General features: G+C 47.6%; 16 protein-coding genes, 4 tRNA genes and 3 rRNA genes. 3 read left to right on the top strand and 20 right to left on the bottom strand.

Translation table 11 applies throughout. From position 1 onward, the window contains the following. Nucleotides 1-315: 315 nt before the first annotated feature. Nucleotides 316-1,950: a chaperonin GroEL gene (gene groL / locus GNE05_RS03525; protein WP_003155941.1), complete on the bottom strand. Its 1,635-nt coding sequence runs from the start codon at nucleotides 1,948-1,950 to the stop codon at nucleotides 316-318. Between the two features lie 41 nt (nucleotides 1,951-1,991). Continuing rightward, nucleotides 1,992-2,276, bottom strand: coding sequence for a co-chaperone GroES (gene groES, locus GNE05_RS03520; protein WP_003155970.1), 285 nt, complete (start codon nucleotides 2,274-2,276; stop codon nucleotides 1,992-1,994). A 236-nt stretch (nucleotides 2,277-2,512) separates the two neighbouring features. Here groES and GNE05_RS03515 point away from each other — a divergent pair, with 236 nt between their 5' ends. Next, a complete protein-coding gene (locus GNE05_RS03515) occupies nucleotides 2,513-3,247 on the top strand; it encodes a CPBP family intramembrane glutamic endopeptidase (protein ID WP_003155972.1) in 735 nt (244 codons plus the stop codon). Further along, entirely contained in the window at nucleotides 3,244-3,435 is a 192-nt protein-coding gene (locus GNE05_RS03510; protein WP_003155975.1) for a YdiK family protein, read from the top strand. Before GNE05_RS03515 ends, GNE05_RS03510 begins: the two co-directional genes overlap by 4 nt. A gap of 38 nt (nucleotides 3,436-3,473) precedes the next feature. On the opposite strand, the gene tatC is transcribed toward GNE05_RS03510, so the two are convergent. The 4 genes from tatC to moaC are packed head-to-tail and all read right to left on the bottom strand — an operon-like array spanning nucleotide 3,474 to nucleotide 5,584. Further along, on the bottom strand, nucleotides 3,474-4,232 hold the full coding sequence (tatC, locus tag GNE05_RS03505; protein WP_007609791.1) for a twin-arginine translocase subunit TatC: 759 nt from the start codon (nucleotides 4,230-4,232) through the stop codon (nucleotides 3,474-3,476). Nucleotides 4,233-4,238: 6 nt separating this feature from the next. Then, a complete protein-coding gene (locus tag GNE05_RS03500; protein ID WP_003155981.1) occupies nucleotides 4,239-4,409 on the bottom strand; it encodes a twin-arginine translocase TatA/TatE family subunit in 171 nt (56 codons plus the stop codon). Nucleotides 4,410-4,427: 18 nt separating this feature from the next. After that, a complete protein-coding gene (locus GNE05_RS03495) occupies nucleotides 4,428-5,075 on the bottom strand; it encodes a redox-sensing transcriptional repressor Rex (protein WP_003155984.1) in 648 nt (215 codons plus the stop codon). Continuing rightward, the gene (gene moaC / locus GNE05_RS03490; RefSeq protein WP_003155986.1) at nucleotides 5,072-5,584 is read right to left on the bottom strand and encodes a cyclic pyranopterin monophosphate synthase MoaC; all 513 of its coding nucleotides are present in this window, start codon (nucleotides 5,582-5,584) and stop codon (nucleotides 5,072-5,074) included. Before moaC ends, GNE05_RS03495 begins: the two co-directional genes overlap by 4 nt. Before the next feature lie 139 nt (nucleotides 5,585-5,723). On the opposite strand from moaC, the gene GNE05_RS03485 reads away from it, so the two are divergent. Further along, nucleotides 5,724-7,652, top strand: coding sequence for an ABC-F family ATP-binding cassette domain-containing protein (locus tag GNE05_RS03485; RefSeq protein ID WP_021495210.1), 1,929 nt, complete (start codon nucleotides 5,724-5,726; stop codon nucleotides 7,650-7,652). Nucleotides 7,653-7,874: 222 nt separating this feature from the next. Here GNE05_RS03485 and tsaD read toward each other — a convergent pair whose 3' ends face one another. The 14 genes from tsaD to GNE05_RS03415 all read right to left on the bottom strand — a co-directional run bounded on the left by tsaD (nucleotide 7,875) and on the right by GNE05_RS03415 (nucleotide 20,103). Continuing rightward, nucleotides 7,875-8,915: a tRNA (adenosine(37)-N6)-threonylcarbamoyltransferase complex transferase subunit TsaD gene (tsaD, locus tag GNE05_RS03480; RefSeq protein ID WP_007408855.1), complete on the bottom strand. Its 1,041-nt coding sequence runs from the start codon at nucleotides 8,913-8,915 to the stop codon at nucleotides 7,875-7,877. Continuing rightward, nucleotides 8,908-9,363, bottom strand: coding sequence for a ribosomal protein S18-alanine N-acetyltransferase (gene rimI, locus GNE05_RS03475; protein ID WP_003155993.1), 456 nt, complete (start codon nucleotides 9,361-9,363; stop codon nucleotides 8,908-8,910). The genes tsaD and rimI overlap by 8 nt, the downstream gene beginning before the upstream one ends. Before the next feature lie 10 nt (nucleotides 9,364-9,373). Then, a complete protein-coding gene (tsaB, locus tag GNE05_RS03470; protein WP_007408854.1) occupies nucleotides 9,374-10,063 on the bottom strand; it encodes a tRNA (adenosine(37)-N6)-threonylcarbamoyltransferase complex dimerization subunit type 1 TsaB in 690 nt (229 codons plus the stop codon). After that, entirely contained in the window at nucleotides 10,044-10,520 is a 477-nt protein-coding gene (gene tsaE, locus GNE05_RS03465) for a tRNA (adenosine(37)-N6)-threonylcarbamoyltransferase complex ATPase subunit type 1 TsaE (protein ID WP_014417064.1), read from the bottom strand. The genes tsaB and tsaE overlap by 20 nt, the downstream gene beginning before the upstream one ends. Before the next feature lie 15 nt (nucleotides 10,521-10,535). Beyond that, nucleotides 10,536-11,513, bottom strand: coding sequence for a thiamine-phosphate kinase (gene thiL / locus GNE05_RS03460; protein WP_160182437.1), 978 nt, complete (start codon nucleotides 11,511-11,513; stop codon nucleotides 10,536-10,538). 182 nt (nucleotides 11,514-11,695) lie between these two features. Beyond that, nucleotides 11,696-11,772: transfer RNA gene (locus tag GNE05_RS03455), tRNA-Asp, on the bottom strand. 6 nt (nucleotides 11,773-11,778) lie between these two features. After that, a tRNA-Met gene (locus GNE05_RS03450) sits at nucleotides 11,779-11,855 on the bottom strand. Nucleotides 11,856-11,874: 19 nt separating this feature from the next. After that, nucleotides 11,875-11,990 (bottom strand): 5S ribosomal RNA (gene rrf / locus GNE05_RS03445). Nucleotides 11,991-12,040: 50 nt separating this feature from the next. Further along, nucleotides 12,041-14,970 (bottom strand): 23S ribosomal RNA (locus GNE05_RS03440). Between the two features lie 175 nt (nucleotides 14,971-15,145). Then, nucleotides 15,146-16,695, bottom strand: a 16S ribosomal RNA gene (locus tag GNE05_RS03435). The 16S, 23S and 5S rRNA genes sit together here with 4 tRNA genes alongside, the layout of an rRNA operon. Nucleotides 16,696-16,793: 98 nt before the next feature. Then, nucleotides 16,794-16,867, bottom strand: a tRNA-Gly gene (locus tag GNE05_RS03430). An 8-nt stretch (nucleotides 16,868-16,875) separates the two neighbouring features. Then, nucleotides 16,876-16,952: transfer RNA gene (locus GNE05_RS03425), tRNA-Arg, on the bottom strand. A 302-nt stretch (nucleotides 16,953-17,254) separates the two neighbouring features. Then, complete coding sequence (locus GNE05_RS03420) at nucleotides 17,255-18,673, bottom strand: sugar porter family MFS transporter (protein ID WP_094296445.1); 1,419 nt, start codon at nucleotides 18,671-18,673, stop codon at nucleotides 17,255-17,257. A 428-nt stretch (nucleotides 18,674-19,101) separates the two neighbouring features. Continuing rightward, a complete protein-coding gene (locus tag GNE05_RS03415) occupies nucleotides 19,102-20,103 on the bottom strand; it encodes an NADPH:quinone oxidoreductase family protein (RefSeq protein WP_025650290.1) in 1,002 nt (333 codons plus the stop codon). Between the last annotated feature and the right edge of the window lie 122 nt (nucleotides 20,104-20,225).

Raw genomic sequence — 20,225 nt, 5'->3', positions numbered from 1 at the left:
TAGTGCAGTTGTTACGGAACGATTAACATTATGCCTCTAAAAAGGTTAAAACTCAATGCAAAATCAGAAATCCCAAAGGTATAATTTATTTAACTTATCTTTATAGTATTCTAACCCATACAAAGTTTGAATAATGGGAAATGAAAATACCAAAAAAACTCACGGCACTAAAAATGAAAGAGGATGCCTCACACAAAGTCCCAGCAGACTTTTGGAAGCATCCTCATGAATGTTATCTTTTTGCTATTTTTTCGGCTGATTGGGGTGATGAAAAACGGTCAAACCCTTGTTATATCAAGAGTTTTCGCCGTTTAATTACATCATGCCGCCCATACCGCCCATGCCGCCCATGTCAGGCATTCCTGCGCCGCCGGCGTTTTCTTCCGGTTTGTCAGCGACAACGGCTTCAGTTGTTAAGAGCATTGCTGCTACAGAAGCTGCGTTTTGCAGAGCAGAACGTGTCACTTTTGTCGGGTCAACGATACCTTTTTCGATCATGTTTACCCATTCGCCAGTTGCAGCGTTGAAGCCTACGCCGATTTTTTCGTTTTTCAGGCGCTCAACGATGACAGATCCTTCAAGACCAGCATTGTGCGCGATTTGACGGATCGGCTCTTCAAGCGCGCGAAGCACGATGTTGATACCTGTTTGCGCATCGCCTTCAGCTTCCACTGCAGCGACTTTGTTGTATACGTTGACTAGCGCTGTACCACCGCCGGATACGATGCCTTCTTCAACAGCTGCGCGAGTTGAGTTGAGTGCGTCTTCGATGCGAAGTTTACGCTCTTTCAGCTCAGTTTCAGTCGCAGCGCCGACTTTGATGACAGCTACGCCGCCGGCAAGTTTCGCAAGACGCTCTTGTAATTTTTCTCTGTCGAATTCAGAAGTTGTTTCTTCCACTTGAGCGCGGATTTGGTTGACGCGTGCAGCGATTTTTTCAGTGTCGCCGGCGCCTTCTACGATTGTTGTGTTTTCTTTCGTTACCACAACTTTAGAAGCGCGTCCCAATTGTCCGATTTCAGTAGATTTCAGGTCAAGGCCTAAGTCTTCTGTGATTACTTCTCCGCCTGTAAGAACAGAGATGTCTTCAAGCATTGCTTTACGGCGGTCACCGAAGCCAGGAGCTTTAACGGCAACAGCGTTGAATGTGCCGCGAAGTTTGTTGACAACGAGTGTAGCAAGCGCTTCACCTTCAACATCTTCAGCGATCAGAAGCAATGGTTTGCCTTGCTGTACAACTTGCTCAAGCACAGGAAGGATTTCTTGGATGTTTGTGATTTTTTTGTCTGTGATTAAGATGTAAGGATTGTCAAGAACCGCTTCCATCTTATCAGAGTCAGTCACCATGTAAGGAGACGCATATCCGCGGTCGAATTGCATACCCTCCACAACTTCAAGCTCAGTTGTGAATCCTTTAGACTCTTCGATTGTGATGACGCCGTCGTTTCCTACGCGCTCCATTGCTTCAGCGATAAGGCTTCCGACTTCCTCATCAGCAGCAGAGATCGCAGCAACCTGAGCGATAGACTCTTTGCCTTCGATCGGCTTAGAAATTTCTTTTAAGTTTTCGATTGCTACAGTCACGGCTTGTTCCATACCTTTACGCACGCCGACAGGGTTAGCCCCCGCAGTTACGTTTTTCAAGCCTTCGCGGATCATAGCCTGCGCAAGTACAGTCGCAGTCGTCGTACCGTCACCGGCAACGTCGTTTGTTTTGCTGGCTACTTCAGCTACAAGCTTCGCACCCATGTTTTCAAACGCATCTTCAAGTTCAATTTCTTTTGCGATTGTCACACCGTCATTTGTAATTAACGGAGAACCGAATTTTTTCTCCAGAACCACGTTGCGTCCTTTTGGCCCTAAAGTTACTTTTACAGCGTCAGCAAGCGCATCGACACCGCGAAGCATAGCGCGGCGTGCTTCTTCACTAAACTTAATATCTTTTGCCATGTTAACGAAACCTCCTCGAATTTTTAAAAATATTTATTTGCTTAGCCGATAACAGCTAAAATGTCGCTTTCACGTAAGATTAAGTATTCAGTACCTTCGTATTTCACTTCAGTACCGGCGTATTTTGAGAAGATAATGCGGTCGCCCTCTTTTACTTCTAAAGCAACGCGCTCTCCGCTTTCCAACACGCGACCTGAACCGGCTGCCACGATTTTGCCTTCTTGCGGCTTTTCTTTTGCAGAATCCGGTAATACGATTCCGCTGGCAGTTTTTTCTTCAGATTCTACGAGTTCAATGACAACGCGATCACCTAATGGCTTTAACAATGTAATAACCTCCTCAATAGTATGAATATGTAATTTTAGCACTCAGCTCTAAAGAGTGCTAACACAGTTATTATAATAAAGAATCTCACTTCCAATTTCAAGTCATAAGAATAAAAAATTTTCACGCTTACATGATTCTCTCTCGCACTGATTTTCTCCTTTTTTCACGTCAAGTTCACTTGTGTTACAATAAGAACAAATAAGTTGATTTTATAGGATAAAGGAGTACATATCATTTGAGAAAACAGTATTGGTATATCATTTTGACATATGTTATCATGCAGCTTTCCGCATTGATCGGCATTCCTTTAATGTACAAATTCGGCTATGCGGGCGGGCACCCTACGAATGCGAATCTCACCATGGCTCAGGGGATTTATTCCGTCGTAAGCTTTTTTATCTGCCTGATTATCGTTCTCTTGATTTTGAGAACCGCGCCGAAGCAGACATTAAGAAACGGGAAGAAAGCATCCGCCGGCATGTCCGTTCTCTGGGCGGTCGCGGGAATATGGCTCGCTTTATTTTCTCAGGGAATCGCCGGGATGATTGAGCAGTATGTCTTTCATGTGGGCAGCGGTTCCGAAAACACGAAAGCCATTCTCAACATTATTAAAGCCATGCCGCTCATGATTATCGTTTCTTCTATCGTCGGGCCGATTCTTGAAGAAATCATTTTCCGGAAGATCATCTTCGGTGTATTATATGAAAAAACGAATTTCTTTATCGCCGGACTGATCAGTTCCGTCATTTTCGGCATTGTGCATCAAGACCTCACGCACCTGCTGCTGTATACGGCCATGGGCTTTACCTTTGCGTTCTTGTATGTGCAGACGAAACGGATTATTGTGCCGATATTCGCCCATGTCATGATGAATACCATTGTCGTGGTCATGCAGCTCGGCCCCGCCCAAAAATATATTGAACAGCATAGTGAGCAAATGCAATTAATTATTGGAGGATTGTTTGTATGAGGAACCCAATGACTTGGGGCTTGATTTATTTCGCAGTCGGCTGTATCTTTACGTATTTGGCCGCAAGCTCTCCGGGAAGCATGTGGTCTTTTTATTCCATACTGCTGATGGTTTTCGCCGCTTATAATATCAGCATCTCGTTTAAAATGTTCGCTTTCTCATTTAAAGTGAAAAAAAATCAAAAATAAAAGAAAAGCCATTTCTCATCATGGAGAAATGGCTTTTTTTATGCTGATACGTCCTGATCAGATTCACTGCCGGTCTGCCTTTTCCGATACGCCGCTTTTGAGATCAGAATGCTGATCTCGTATAAAATGCAAAGCGGAATGGTAATCATCAAGTGAGACAGCAGCTCAGGCGGCGCAATCATCGCGGCGATCACAAGCAGCACAAAATACGCATACTTCCTGATCTTCGATAAAAACCTCGGCGTGATAACACCGAGTCTCGTTAAAAACATGATCAGCACCGGCATCTGAAACAGCAGTCCGAACGGAATCGTCAGCTGCAGCAGAAAATGAAAGTACTCGGTAATCCCGATCACCTGGTTGACATCCAGGTCATTCGAAACCCGCTTCATAAAATCAACGACCAGCGGAAATAAAATATAATAAGAAAACGACACACCGCCGACAAACAGCACGATCGAAATCGGAATATAGCTGAGTGTTACTTTGCGCTCCTTCTCATACAGACCCGGGCTGACAAACGCCCAAATCTGATAGAGAATAATCGGCGAAGTCAAAATGATGCCGATGATAAACGCGAACTGCAAAAAGATAAACAGCGGATCCGTCAGGTTAAAAGCATTAAGGGTGAGCTCTTTTACTTCATCGGCTTTTTGAAGATACACAATGATAGGTTTTGCCAGAAAAAAGCCTGCAATAAAGAAAACCGTAAAGGATAACGCCACAATCAGCAATCGTTTCCGAAGTTCGGCAATATGCTCCACAAGCGTCATTTGATTCACTCTCATACGCGTCATCCTATCTTACTGTTCTTCTTTCTTTTTTTCCTCTTCTTCACCGGCTAATCCCTTAGTAGCATTCTTAAATTCACGAAGCGTGTCTCCCGCCGCTTTTCCTAATTCGGGAAGCTTCTTCGGACCGAAAATAATCACCGCCACCACACCGATAACCGCCAGGCTTCCAGGACCGATCATGTGCAGCTCCTCCTTTCGCTATTCAATTTCTTCCAAAACAGAATAATGCTTTAAGAAATAAACCAATGATTGAAGTTCTACAGCTAAATCTATATGATGAATTCGAATGTGATCCGGCACATTCAAACGGGCCGGCGTAAAGTTAAGGATTCCCTTGATTCCGAGCGACACGAGCCGGTCGGTGATTGACTGCGCGGCAACCGCCGGAACGGTAAGAATCGCCACGGGTTCATCCTTAATGTGAAGCTCTAAATCATTAAGATCAAAGACAGGCACACCGCCTACCTCAGTTCCTATTTTACTCTGATTCACATCAAAAGCCATAGATATTTTGGTGTTATTATTTTTTGTGAAATTATAGTGAAGAAACGCCGTCCCTAAATTCCCGACACCGATCAAAATGACATTCGTCGTTTCATCCTGATCCAGTGTTTTTCTGAAAAATGACAGCAGGTAATCCACATTATAGCCGTATCCTTTTTTGCCGAGCGCCCCGAAATAGGAAAAATCCCGGCGGATCGTGGCCGAATCGACTTTTACCGCGTCGCTCAGTTCAGCTGATGAAACGCGCTGCTTTCCTGACGCGTGTAAATTCTTTAAAAAGCGATAATAAAGCGGCAGCCGTTTTGCCGTCGCCTGTGGAATTTTTGATTGATCCTTGTTCATGATTGGTCCTCCACTTTATACTCAGATGCATCTCTTTTAAAATCACCGTTTTTGCCTCCTGTTTTTTCCATGAGGCAGGTCGGGCCGATGACCATTCCTTTATCCAGCGCCTTGCACATGTCATAAACGGTCAAAGCGCAGACTGAAGCGGAAGTTAGCGCTTCCATTTCCACACCTGTACTCCCTTTCGTTTTTACGCTTGCCTGTATATGAAGAACGGCTTCTGAATCCTTTTCCTCCCAGCCGAATGAAATGTCGACGCTGCTTAAAGAAAGCGGGTGGCACATCGGGATAATCGCTGACGTCTGCTTTGCGGCCATAATTCCTGCCACCTGTGCGACAGCCAGCACGTCTCCTTTTCCGATCTCGCGGTTTTTGATTCTGCTGTACACGTCATGCTTCATGTGTACGCTGGATATCGCAGCGGCAGTACGGACTGTTGAAGATTTATCGCTTATATCCACCATGCGGGCACGGCCTTCTTCATTAAAATGAGAAAATCCATTCATATTTAAACTCTCCTTACTTCTGATCATACACTATTTTCTCCCTGATGTCTTATCCTATAATGTTCCAATTCTGATGTATTGTTTGCTGACAGCAGGTTGATAAGCTACACTTAACTTATTATAACAGAGGTGAAATAATATGATGATCTTACAAATTAATCAGCTATCCAAATCTTTTGGCGCTGATCCTATTTTAAACAATATAAAGCTTGAAGTCAGATCTCGGGATCGCATCGCCATAGTAGGCAGAAACGGAGCCGGCAAATCAACTCTCCTTAAAATTATCGCAGGTCACCTTTCATATGAAAAGGGTGAATTAATCAAACCGAAAGAATTAACGATGGGATATCTTGCCCAGCACACAGGCTTGGAATCCCAGCTTACCATAAAAGAAGAACTGCTGAGTGTTTTTGATTTCCTGAAAGCAATGGAAAAAGAGATGCGCTCTATTGAAGAAAAGATGGCCACGGCCGCCCCGGCGGAGCTTGAGACGCTGATGAAAACCTATGACAGGCTTCAGCAGGATTTCAAGGATAAAGGCGGCTATCAATATGAAGCGGACGTCCGCTCTATCCTTCACGGCCTCGGCTTCGGAAAATTTGACGATTCCGTGAAAGTGCAAAGCCTGAGCGGCGGTCAGAAAACAAGACTTGCGCTCGGAAAGCTGCTGCTGACCCAGCCTGATCTGCTTATTCTGGATGAACCGACGAACCATCTCGACATCGATACGCTTACATGGCTTGAGCATTATTTACAGGGATATTCAGGCGCCATTCTGATCGTTTCCCACGACAGATACTTTCTTGATAAAGTCGTCAGCCAAGTGTACGAGGTCTCACGGACAGAAAGCAAAAAATACCTCGGCAACTACAGCGCCTATTTAGAACAAAAAGCTGAGCAGTATGAGAAAGACCTGAAGCTGTATGAAAAACAGCAGGACGAAATCGCCAAGCTTCAAGATTTTGTCGACCGCAATCTGGCCAGAGCTTCTACAACGAAAAGAGCCCAAAGCAGACGAAAACAGCTTGAACGGATGGACGTCATGGCAAAGCCGCTCGGGGATGAAAAATCAGCCGCCTTCCGTTTTGACATTACAAAACAGAGCGGAAACGACGTCCTGCGCGTACAGGATGTTTCCATCAGCTATGACGGCCAGCCTCCGCTCTTGAAAAACCTGACCTTCGGCATGACAAGAGGCGAAAGCGCCGCCCTCGTCGGACCGAACGGAATCGGCAAATCAACCTTGCTGAAAACCATTATGAATACAATCAGTCCGGAATCCGGATCGATCACGTACGGTTCCAATGTCACAATCGGCTATTATGATCAGGAGCAGGCTGAACTGACCTCGTCCAAACGCGTGCTGGACGAGCTGTGGGATGAATATCCGGACATGCCGGAAAAAGAGATCAGGACATGCCTCGGCAACTTCCTGTTCAGCGGAGACGATGTCCTGAAACCGGTCCGTTCGTTAAGCGGCGGGGAGAAAGCAAGAGTCGCGCTTGCCAAGCTGATGCTTCAAAAAGCAAACTTTCTCATCCTTGATGAACCGACAAACCACCTTGACCTGGACAGTAAAGAGGTGCTGGAAAACGCCCTGATCGACTACCCGGGAACACTGTTATTTGTCTCGCATGACCGCTACTTTATTAACAGGATCGCCACAAGAGTGCTGGAGCTCTCACCTGATCATGCAGAAGAATATTTGGGAGACTATGACTATTACACCGAGAAAAAAGCCCAGCAGCTGGAACTGGAAGAAATGAAGCGGCAGGAAAAGGAGCAGGCTCAGCCTGCCGGCAAGGTCAAACAGGATACGAAAAGAACTTACGAGGAAGAAAAAGAATGGAAGAAGAAAGAACGGCAGCGCCTGAGACGCATTGAAGAAATCGAAGCAGCCGTCTCATCCGCCGAAGAGAAAATCAGCGCCAATGAGGAGCTGCTGTGCGATCCTGACGTGTATCAGGATCATGAAAAGGTACAGACCATTCACGCGGAGAATGAAGCTCTGAATCAAGAGCTCGAGAACTTATTAGCAGAATGGGAGGAACTCTCCTCAGAAGAATAGAAAAAGTCAAGCACCTCTTTAAGGGGTGCTTTTTTATCCACAGCTATCCTCCTTGTCAGCCATGTAAGTAAGCGTTTTATACACACTATCCACAAAATTTTCTGACTTTATCCACTTTACTAACAACTTACAGCCCCTTATCCAGCCTGGATTTCTGGATATACTCACAATCCTGTGGATATGTTAGAATTATCTGTTAATAAGTAAAAAAAGCCTCACGTTTTACAACGTGAGACGATCAAAGGATGTTAATTCCAAACCGGGCTGTCCGTTCATATCATATGAGCCCCGAATCCCCTTTTCAAAAGCAACGGTTCCGGCAGCCGCAATCATCGCTGCATTGTCCGTGCATAAAGAAAGCGGCGGGATGATAAGCTCGGGATCTCCCGAATGGCTGAATTCCTGCTGAAGTGCGGCTCTCAGCCCTTTGTTAGCGGCTACGCCCCCTGCCAGCAGCACTTGTTTAACCCCGTATTCTTTCGCGGCCTTAGAGGTTTTTGCCGTCAGTACATCAATGACACTCTGCTGAAAGCTTGCTGCAAGATCCTCCGGAGGAATCACCTCATTTTTTTGCGAGGCGTTATGAAGCGTGTTAATCACGGCTGATTTTAGGCCGCTGAAGCTGAAATTGTAAGACCCTTCTTCCAGCCACGCACGCGGAAGCGGAATGGAATCCGTTCCCACAGCAGCCAGCTTATCAATCTGCGGCCCTCCCGGATAAGGAAGCCCCATCGTTCTTGCCACTTTGTCGTAAGCTTCGCCTGCGGCATCATCCAGCGTTTCACCGATAACCTCAAATGAACCGTGCTCTTTCATATAAACCAATTCCGTATGTCCGCCTGACACAACCAAAGCAAGCGCCGGGAACTGAAGCTCTCCTATCAGCCTGTTTGCATAAATATGACCCGCAATGTGATGGACACCGACTAGCGGTATTTGATGGGCAAAGCTTAACGCCTTTGCCGCATTGACTCCGATTAACAGGGCTCCGACAAGTCCGGGTCCTTCCGTTACGGCAATCGCATCAAGATCATCAAAGCCCATCTCCGCTTTTGAAAGAGCTTCCTCAATCACAAGGGTAATCTGCTCCACATGATGTCTGGACGCTATTTCAGGCACGACCCCGCCGAAACGTTTATGGCTTTCAATTTGAGAAGCGACGACGTTTGAAATAATTTCATTCCCGTTTTTTACGACTGAGGCCGCTGTTTCATCACAGCTTGTTTCGATTCCTAATACATAAATATCTTGTTTTTCACTCATGTAATGTCACCCACATTAATAACGCATCTTCCCCGTTATCTGTATAGTATTGTTTTCTGATTCCACCGGCCTGAAGACCGAATTTTTTATATAAGGATTGGGCGGGATGATTTGAGACCCTGACTTCGAGAGAGAGCCTTCTTGCCTTTTTTTCTCTGCACAATTCTATCGCAGAGCGAAACAGCGCTTCTCCCAATGATTGGCCCCGATATTCCGGCTTAATGGCTATGTTCGTAATCTGCGCGTCATCTATAATAATCCAGATTCCGCAATACCCCGCCAGACAGCCGTCCTTTTCAATGACAAGGTAGTGGGCATACGGATTTTCCAAAAGCTCATGATAAAATGAATCCTTCGTCCACGGAGAAGTAAAGGATGCTGTTTCAATTTCATAAATTTGATCAATATCTTCCGGCCGCATGCTTCGAATCGCCGTTTTCGTTTTCATCCCTATCACCCTATTTTTGAGATTCCATCCATTTCGCTTCAGCCTCTGCCAGACGCAAATAATCCGGAACAAGGCTGTGGACATCCGCTTCTTCTTTTTCCAAGCCTAAAAACGCCAGCTCTGACGGCCGCGGATTATGCTGTGCAGCCGTTCCTATCACTGCTTGAGATGTCAGCTCATGCAGAATGGTTTCTTCATGAATCGCTGTATCGTGCCCTAAAAATAAAACCGGAGACGCTTTTTCTTTCAGCATGCCGAGCCAATCAGTCAAAAGGACATTCTGATCTGGAAGAACGGATTGTAATCGGCCGTCCTGATATTCATAAAGTCCCGTATATACCTGTCCGCGCCGGGCATCAAATAACGGGCAGATCAGTCCTTGAAAGTGCCGTCCGTTAGCCGCCAGCACCTCCAGACTCGAGACAGCGGAAACCGGAAGCTTCAGCGACCATGCCAATGTTTTTGCCAGCGTCACACCGATTCTGACACCTGTATACGATCCCGGTCCTTTCGCCACCGCTATTTTTGTAAGATCCTGCGGTGTTAGGCCGCAATCCTTCAGCAATGAATTGACAGCAGGCATGGCCCGCACGGAATGATTCTTTTTTAAATATGTAATATACTCCGCCATCACCGTTTTGTCACGAACGAGCGCGGCACCCAGCGTGTAATTTGACGTATCAATTGCCAGTATTGTCATGTTTATTTATCTCCTCACAAAGCGTTTCATACCGTGTTCCGCAAGCCGTAAAGGTAATGTCCCTTGCCTCATCACCGGCTCTCTTGATGACGATCTGCAGCCGTTCAGCAGGCAGCTGATCCTGAATTAAATGAGCCCATTCAATTAAACAGACGCCTTGTCCCTCAAAATATTCTTCAAGCCCTAAGTCTTCGCTTTCATCCTCCATACGATACACATCCATATGATATAGAGGAAGCGAACCGTCATGGTATTCTTTTATAATTGTAAAAGTCGGGCTGTTTACCACTCTCGTGATTCCCAGTCCTTCGGCAAAACCCTTTGTAAAAGTCGTTTTTCCCGCGCCTAAGTCGCCTTCCAGTGTCAAAATGTCTCCCGGCTTTGCCAAAGAAGCGGCAAGCTTGGCTACGGCTTTCGTTTCTTCGGGGTTTTTCGTTCTCCATTGTAATGTCTTCAAAGTGAGTCACCCGTCTTATTTAAAATGATTGTATCCTTTTTTCTCAAGGACGATTTGTCTGTGATCATTGGCTGTCAAAAGAACACATGCTTCCTTCCGTTCAGACACCGCTCCTATCTTCGCAATCGGAATGCCTGATTGAGTGCAGTAATCAAGCAAAGAAATCCACTCTTGCTGAGAAACCGTTCCAACCAATTCAAAATCTTCACCGCCGAATAACACCCATTTCTTCCACTCAGAATCTGCCTCAGGCAAATCCGGATGCACCGGCAGAAGTTGTTCTTCAATTTCTATCGTAACTGAACTTGCCGCAGCTATTTCATGCAGCTCACTGGCCAATCCGTCACTGATATCATTCAAAGCCGCGCGCTGAAGCTGAGAGCAGAAGCGGCCGACCTGAACTCTCGGAACGGGCCGTTTATGTTTTCGGATAAAATAATCACTCGTATGAAAAGCAGAAGGGAGTGTTTCTCCCAATAAAAGAGACAGTCCTGCTGCGGACGAGCCGATATCCCCCGTAACAAACACAACATCCCCGGGTCTTGCCGAGCTTCGCAGACAAGCGCGATCCTTCTCAACTTCTCCGATGACAGTAACGGTAATTACGGCTTGACCGGAAGCGGAGACGGTATCTCCCCCGATCAAATCCATTTGATATAGTTTCGCCAGTTCCGCCATTCCTTCATACATTGCCTGGACGTCAGCTTTCTGCCAGCAAGAAGGAACCGCTAGAGACACCAAATAAAACTTCGGAATGCCTCCCATCGCCGCCACGTCACTAATGTTAACAGCAAGCGCCTTATAACCGATATCATGAGGAGAGGAATACTCTAATTTAAAATGGACATTCTCCACCATTGTATCAAGGCAGACAATTTGCTGCATATGGGGTGACGCTGTATAAACCGCACCATCATCACCGATCCCTACATCGACGGAAGGATGATAATGCGAATGCGGCGTAATACTGTGAATCAAATCAAACTCATCCATATATCTCCCGTCTCCCTTTCTGACGCTCTTGTGAAATACAGCTCTTTCTAGTGTATCGGATTATGTTTCAATATCCAAGACTTTAACGATATAAAAGAAAGCTTGGTTAGATACCAAGCTGCCAGCATTTAAAAGAAAACACAAAAAAAACGAAAACATGATCGTTTCGTTTATAATAAAAATGGCGGTCCGGACGGGACTCGAACCCGCGACCTCCTGCGTGACAGGCAGGCATTCTAACCAACTGAACTACCGGACCATTTTTTGGTTGCGGGGGCAGGATTTGAACCTGCGACCTTCGGGTTATGAGCCCGACGAGCTACCGAACTGCTCCACCCCGCGATGATAAAATTTTAGAAAAGCTTGGCGGCGTCCTACTCTCACAGGGGGAAACCCCCGACTACCATCGGCGCTGAAGAGCTTAACTTCCGTGTTCGGCATGGGAACGGGTGTGACCTCTTCGCTATCGCCACCAAACCATTGAGAGTGTTCTCTCAAAACTAGATAACAGTAAGCATACATTCAAATTGGTTAAGTCCTCGATCGATTAGTATCTGTCAGCTCCATGTGTCGCCACACTTCCACCTCAGACCTATCAACCTGATCATCTTTCAGGGATCTTACTTCCTTGCGGAATGGGAAATCTCATCTTGAGGGGGGCTTCATGCTTAGATGCTTTCAGCACTTATCCCGTCCGCACATAGCTACCCAGCGATGCCCTTGGCAGAACAACTGGTACACCAGCGGTGCGTCCATCCCGGTCCTCTCGTACTAAGGACAGCTCCTCTCAAATTTCCTGCGCCCGCGACGGATAGGGACCGAACTGTCTCACGACGTTCTGAACCCAGCTCGCGTACCGCTTTAATGGGCGAACAGCCCAACCCTTGGGACCGACTACAGCCCCAGGATGCGATGAGCCGACATCGAGGTGCCAAACCTCCCCGTCGATGTGGACTCTTGGGGGAGATAAGCCTGTTATCCCCGGGGTAGCTTTTATCCGTTGAGCGATGGCCCTTCCATGCGGAACCACCGGATCACTAAGCCCGACTTTCGTCCCTGCTCGACTTGTAGGTCTCGCAGTCAAGCTCCCTTGTGCCTTTACACTCTGCGAATGATTTCCAACCATTCTGAGGGAACCTTTGGGCGCCTCCGTTACCTTTTAGGAGGCGACCGCCCCAGTCAAACTGCCCACCTGACACTGTCTCCCCGCCCGATAAGGGCGGCGGGTTAGAAGGTCAATACAGCCAGGGTAGTATCCCACCGATGCCTCCACCGAAGCTGGCGCTCCGGTTTCCAAGGCTCCTACCTATCCTGTACAAGCTGTACCAACATTCAATATCAGGCTGCAGTAAAGCTCCACGGGGTCTTTCCGTCCTGTCGCGGGTAACCTGCATCTTCACAGGTACTATAATTTCACCGAGTCTCTCGTTGAGACAGTGCCCAGATCGTTGCGCCTTTCGTGCGGGTCGGAACTTACCCGACAAGGAATTTCGCTACCTTAGGACCGTTATAGTTACGGCCGCCGTTTACTGGGGCTTCAATTCGCACCTTCGCTTACGCTAAGCGCTCCTCTTAACCTTCCAGCACCGGGCAGGCGTCAGCCCCTATACTTCGCCTTACGGCTTCGCAGAGACCTGTGTTTTTGCTAAACAGTCGCCTGGGCCTATTCACTGCGGCTCTCTCGGGCTTGCACCCTAACAGAGCACCCCTTCTCCCGAAGTTACGGGGTCATTTTGCCGAGTTCCTTAACGAGAGTTCTCTCGATCACCTTAGGATTCTCTCCTCGCCTACCTGTGTCGGTTTGCGGTACGGGCACCTCTCACCTCGCTAGAGGCTTTTCTTGGCAGTGTGGAATCAGGAACTTCGCTACTATAATTCGCTCGCCATCACAGCTCAGCCTTCACGGGAAACGGATTTGCCTATTTCCCAGCCTAACTGCTTGGACGCGGATATCCAATACCGCGCTTACCCTATCCTCCTGCGTCCCCCCATTGCTCAAATGGTGAGGAGGTGGTACAGGAATATCAACCTGTTATCCATCGCCTACGCCTTTCGGCCTCGGCTTAGGTCCCGACTAACCCTGAGCGGACGAGCCTTCCTCAGGAAACCTTAGGCATTCGGTGGAGGGGATTCTCACCCCTCTTTCGCTACTCATACCGGCATTCTCACTTCTAAGCGCTCCACAAGTCCTTCCGGTCTTGCTTCACAGCCCTTAGAACGCTCTCCTACCACTGTTCGAAGAACAGTCCGCAGCTTCGGTGATACGTTTAGCCCCGGTACATTTTCGGCGCAGAGTCACTCGACCAGTGAGCTATTACGCACTCTTTAAATGGTGGCTGCTTCTAAGCCAACATCCTGGTTGTCTAAGCAACTCCACATCCTTTTCCACTTAACGTATACTTTGGGACCTTAGCTGGCGGTCTGGGCTGTTTCCCTTTCGACTACGGATCTTATCACTCGCAGTCTGACTCCCAAGGATAAGTCATCGGCATTCGGAGTTTGACTGAATTCGGTAACCCGGTAGGGGCCCCTAGTCCAATCAGTGCTCTACCTCCGAGACTCTTACCTTGAGGCTAGCCCTAAAGCTATTTCGGAGAGAACCAGCTATCTCCAGGTTCGATTGGCATTTCACCCCTACCCACACCTCATCCCCGCACTTTTCAACGTGCGTGGGTTCGGGCCTCCATTCAGTGTTACCTGAACTTCACCCTGGACATGGGTAGATCACCTGGTTTCGGGTCTACGACCACGTACTCAATTCGCCCTATTCAGACTCGCTTTCGCTGCGGCTCCGCATCTTCTGCTTAACCTTGCACGGGATCGTAACTCGCCGGTTCATTCTACAAAAGGCACGCCATCACCCGTTAACGGGCTCTGACTACTTGTAGGCACACGGTTTCAGGATCTCTTTCACTCCCCTTCCGGGGTGCTTTTCACCTTTCCCTCACGGTACTGGTTCACTATCGGTCACTAGGGAGTATTTAGCCTTGGGAGATGGTCCTCCCGGATTCCGACGGAATTTCACGTGTTCCGCCGTACTCAGGATCCACTCAGGAGAGAACGAAGTTTTGACTACAGGGCTGTTACCTCCTATGGCGGGCCTTTCCAGACCTCTTCATCTACCTCGTTCCTTTGTAACTCCGTACAGAGTGTCCTACAACCCCAAGAGGCAAGCCTCTTGGTTTGGGCTGGTCCCGTTTCGCTCGCCGCTACTCAGGGAATCGCATTTGCTTTCTCTTCCTCCGGGTACTTAGATGTTTCAGTTCCCCGGGTCTGCCTTCTCATATCCTATGTATTCAGATATGGATACCACTCCATTACGAGTGGTGGGTTTCCCCATTCGGAAATCTCCGGATCAAAGCTTGCTTACAGCTCCCCGAAGCATATCGGTGTTCGTCCCGTCCTTCATCGGCTCCTAGTGCCAAGGCATCCACCGTGCGCCCTTTCTAACTTAACCGTTAAAAAGAATCACTACGTGATATCTTGCATTACTAATTGAATGTGAATTACTTCTGTTATCTAGTTTTCAAAGAACAACATCTCGAAGAATCAAATGATCCTTCAAAACTAAACAAGACAGGGAACGTTCTGTTTATAAGACCCAAGGTCTTATATTCCGTTAAAATCCTTAGAAAGGAGGTGATCCAGCCGCACCTTCCGATACGGCTACCTTGTTACGACTTCACCCCAATCATCTGTCCCACCTTCGGCGGCTGGCTCCTAAAAGGTTACCTCACCGACTTCGGGTGTTACAAACTCTCGTGGTGTGACGGGCGGTGTGTACAAGGCCCGGGAACGTATTCACCGCGGCATGCTGATCCGCGATTACTAGCGATTCCAGCTTCACGCAGTCGAGTTGCAGACTGCGATCCGAACTGAGAACAGATTTGTGGGATTGGCTTAACCTCGCGGTTTCGCTGCCCTTTGTTCTGTCCATTGTAGCACGTGTGTAGCCCAGGTCATAAGGGGCATGATGATTTGACGTCATCCCCACCTTCCTCCGGTTTGTCACCGGCAGTCACCTTAGAGTGCCCAACTGAATGCTGGCAACTAAGATCAAGGGTTGCGCTCGTTGCGGGACTTAACCCAACATCTCACGACACGAGCTGACGACAACCATGCACCACCTGTCACTCTGCCCCCGAAGGGGACGTCCTATCTCTAGGATTGTCAGAGGATGTCAAGACCTGGTAAGGTTCTTCGCGTTGCTTCGAATTAAACCACATGCTCCACCGCTTGTGCGGGCCCCCGTCAATTCCTTTGAGTTTCAGTCTTGCGACCGTACTCCCCAGGCGGAGTGCTTAATGCGTTAGCTGCAGCACTAAGGGGCGGAAACCCCCTAACACTTAGCACTCATCGTTTACGGCGTGGACTACCAGGGTATCTAATCCTGTTCGCTCCCCACGCTTTCGCTCCTCAGCGTCAGTTACAGACCAGAGAGTCGCCTTCGCCACTGGTGTTCCTCCACATCTCTACGCATTTCACCGCTACACGTGGAATTCCACTCTCCTCTTCTGCACTCAAGTTCCCCAGTTTCCAATGACCCTCCCCGGTTGAGCCGGGGGCTTTCACATCAGACTTAAGAAACCGCCTGCGAGCCCTTTACGCCCAATAATTCCGGACAACGCTTGCCACCTACGTATTACCGCGGCTGCTGGCACGTAGTTAGCCGTGGCTTTCTGGTTAGGTACCGTCAAGGTGCCGCCCTATTTGAACGGCACTTGTTCTTCCCTAACAACAGAGCTTTACGATCCGAAAACCTTCATCACTCACGCGGCGTTGCTCCGTCAGACTTTCGTCCATTGCGGAAGATTCCCTACTGCTGCCTCCCGTAGGAGTCTGGGCCGTGTCTCAGTCCCAGTGTGGCCGATCACCCTCTCAGGTCGGCTACGCATCGTTGCCTTGGTGAGCCGTTACCTCACCAACTAGCTAATGCGCCGCGGGTCCATCTGTAAGTGGTAGCCGAAGCCACCTTTTATGTCTGAACCATGCGGTTCAAACAACCATCCGGTATTAGCCCCGGTTTCCCGGAGTTATCCCAGTCTTACAGGCAGGTTACCCACGTGTTACTCACCCGTCCGCCGCTAACATCAGGGAGCAAGCTCCCATCTGTCCGCTCGACTTGCATGTATTAGGCACGCCGCCAGCGTTCGTCCTGAGCCAGGATCAAACTCTCCGATAAAGTAGTTTGACTGACTACGCACATCGCTGTGCGATTTATTTAAAACTTTGAATTAACAGGTACGTTTTGTCTTGTTTAGTTTTCAAAGATCATTATAATGGAGCGGGTGATGAGAATCGAACTCACGACATCAGCTTGGAAGGCTGAGGTTTTACCACTAAACTACACCCGCGTTTGTATTGGCGCGCCCGAGAGGAGTCGAACCCCTAACCTTTTGATCCGTAGTCAAACGCTCTATCCAATTGAGCTACGGGCGCTTATCAGGCGACTTAACTATCATACTACCAATCAGTTATGATGTCAAGTGTTTTTTCATTTCTTTCGAAGTCTTTTTCTCGACTTCATTTATTATACACGATTTTGAGAATTTGCAAAGCCTTTTTTTCAAAAGATCATTTTCTCATTTGTCGTTATCGCTTTGTTCATCAGCGACGTTTAATAATATACCATGCACTTTAAATGAGGTCAACACTTTTACGAAACTTTTTTCTCACTTATTATTCCCTTCTATATAATAAATAAAAAAGCAGGATTCCTAGGAACCCCGCGTCTATTCAGATTACCCGCTCACCTCAGCTTCTGCGCTATTACGATCTGTTTTTTCATAAGCACGGAAGTTTTGTTCAAGCTGTTCGAGCGACAGACCTTTCGTTTCCGGAAGGAACCTTTTCACAAAAATAACGGACACTACCCCAAACAGGACAAAAATGAAGAAGGTTGCAGACAATCCTATGTTTGCGAGCAGGACCGGAAAAGTTAAACCCACAAGGAAGTTCACGATCCAGAGGCAGAAGACAGTGACCCCCATACCAAGTCCCCGCAATCGAAGCGGGAATATCTCCGACAGCATCAGCCAGGTCACCGGAGAGACAGCCCCCTGCTGAAACGCAAGGAAAGTGACTGTTAATGAAAGAACCACATAAGGAAGAGCAGGCGATCCTTTCAGCACGACAGACAGAACTCCGATCAAAAGCAGCACCGCAGTCGTTCCGATCAGCCCCGTCATCAGCATCGGGCGGCGGCCGACTTTGCCGAGAAGCCATATTCCCACAAAAGTCGCGAGCACCGAAATCACACCGTTGGCAATATTGCCGATTAATGCGGCTTTTGTCTCGAAACCGGCATCTTTTAAAATTTGAGTTCCATAATACATAATTGAATTCACGCCGGTGAGCTGCTGCACTACCGCAATTCCGATCCCGATAAACACAATGCGGCGCACCCACGGAACGGCAAGATCCTTAAAGGCGGCCTGCTCCATCTCAGCTTCCTTATGAAAGGCAGAATCAATCTCAGCGAGCTCAGACTTAGCTTTCTCTTCATTCCTTATTCGCCGGAGAACGCGCAGAGCATCTTCTTTTCTTCCTTTAGAAACCAGCCAGCGCGGACTTTCAGGAACTTTCAGCATACCGAAAAACAAGAATACCGCCGGAAGGGCCGCGATAACGAGCATATAACGCCAGGCGTGAGAGGTATCACCAAGCACATTGCCGATGATAGCATTACACGTGAAGGCAAGCAGCTGGCCCGTTACAATCATCAATTCATTTTGGGTAACCATTCTCCCTCGGCTTTCCGCCGGCGACATTTCAGCCAAATATGCCGGAACGGTTACGGATGCTCCCCCGACGGCAAGCCCCAGCAGAAAACGGGAGATGATCATAACCGATACGTTAGGCGCCAGTGTACATCCAAGCGTCGCTGCAAAGAACAAAACGGCAAGGATAAGGATATTTTTACGTCTGCCGTTATAGTCCGACAATCTCCCTCCGAAAACTGCTCCGATCGCAGCCCCCAAGAGCAGGGAGCTCGCCACCATCCCTTCAGTCAAAGCCGTAAGATTAAGCTGGTCAGCTTCCGCCATAAACGGCAGCGCCCCATTAATTACACCTGTATCGTAGCCGAAAAGAAGTCCCCCGAATGTCGATACCAAAATGATGGTTCTTAAAAATGAATGCTGGCTGCTATTTTTATTCATCTTCAAATCCTCCTAGTTTTTACACAGAGATAATATCGGAATATTCAGTTATCAATATTTACACCTATAACGTCTGCATACAAGTTCTGACCGTCCAAAACAGTTATATAAGAAGAAAATGATCTGAAAGCGTTATCATTTATAGTGATTATTCGCTCTCCCCTCTCGTCAAATTGTTATTTTATAGTTACTTTGTAGTGAAGTTATAATGATATTATTGGTACTTATGTTATTATCATAATTTTAAAAGCGCTTTCAGTCAATAAATATTTCAGAAAATTTTATAACTTACCTTTATATTACCTATATGTAATCAATTTATATTTTTAATCAACTCATTTTCACGATATACTCAATAGTTAATCTCTTTTCAATAAATAATTGATTATATATTGAAAACCCCCAATCAGCAGTTGGGGGTTTTTGTTTTATTCTTCGTTTATCGTAACGATCGTTCTCCCTCTCGCTTCTCCTTTTAAAAGGGCAGGAAGCGTATCCGGCAGCTCTTCAAGTGTAATTTCCTTTTGAATAAAGGCCTCCAGATCTGCAGGCTTGAAGTCATCAGCTAAACGCTGCCATGTTTTCTTTCTTGTCTCCATCGGACAGAATACGGAATCGATTCCCAAGAGACTGACGCCGCGCAATATAAACGGGAAGACTGTAGCAGGGAGTTTCGTTCCCGCTGTCAGTCCGCTCACAGCAACTGATCCGCCGTACTGAATCTGGCTGAGAACTGAAGCAAGCGGCTCACCTCCGACCGGATCGACGGCCGCTGCCCATTTTTGTTTTTGCATCGGTTTTAACGTGCCGTTATACACTTCATCACGGTGAATGACCGTCTTCGCTCCGAGGCTCTTCAAATAGCCGCTTTCTTCCTCTTTTCCCGTACTGGCCTCGACCTCGTAACCTAAGGTTGAAAGAATGGAGACGGCAAAGCTTCCGACGCCGCCTGTCGCTCCCGTCACCAGCACCTTCCCTTTTTCAGGAGCGGCATGGTTTTCTTCAAGACGCTGGACGGACAATGCGGCAGTGAAGCCGGCGGTTCCGATCGTCATGGCTTCTTTAAGTGTCAGACCTTCAGGCAGCGGCACGATCCAATCTGCCGGAATGCGGGCCATCCCGCTATAACCGCCAAAGCGGGAAACACCTATGCCGTAGCTTGTCGCAATGACTTTGTCCCCCTCTTTGAAACGGGCGTCATCTGAGGAAACGACGATTCCCGCTAAATCAATTCCCGGCACGAAAGGATACGACGTTACAATCTTGCCGTCAGGAATGGCAGCCAAGCTGTCTTTATAATTCACCCCTGAGTAGCAAACCTTAATCAGCACTTCACCCTCGGGAAGGTCCTGAACCGCCAGCTCCCGTACGCTGACTGAAAACCGGTCTTCACGTTGATCGACTACTAACGCTTTAAATTGATCTGTCATCACTACGTCTCCTTAAAATGAATTGAATGGCTTTGGAAAAGCATAGAATAAGTTTGATTTGATTTCAAATGTCCTGCCCCGTGTAGTATGATCAAAAGTAAAAACAGCGAAAGAGTGGTTAC

The sequence above is a fragment of the Bacillus sp. AM1(2019) genome, from assembly GCF_009906915.1.
GTDB classification, from domain to species: Bacteria; Bacillota; Bacilli; order Bacillales; family Bacillaceae; genus Bacillus; species Bacillus velezensis.
This window is presented reverse-complemented; position numbering and strand designations above follow the sequence as displayed.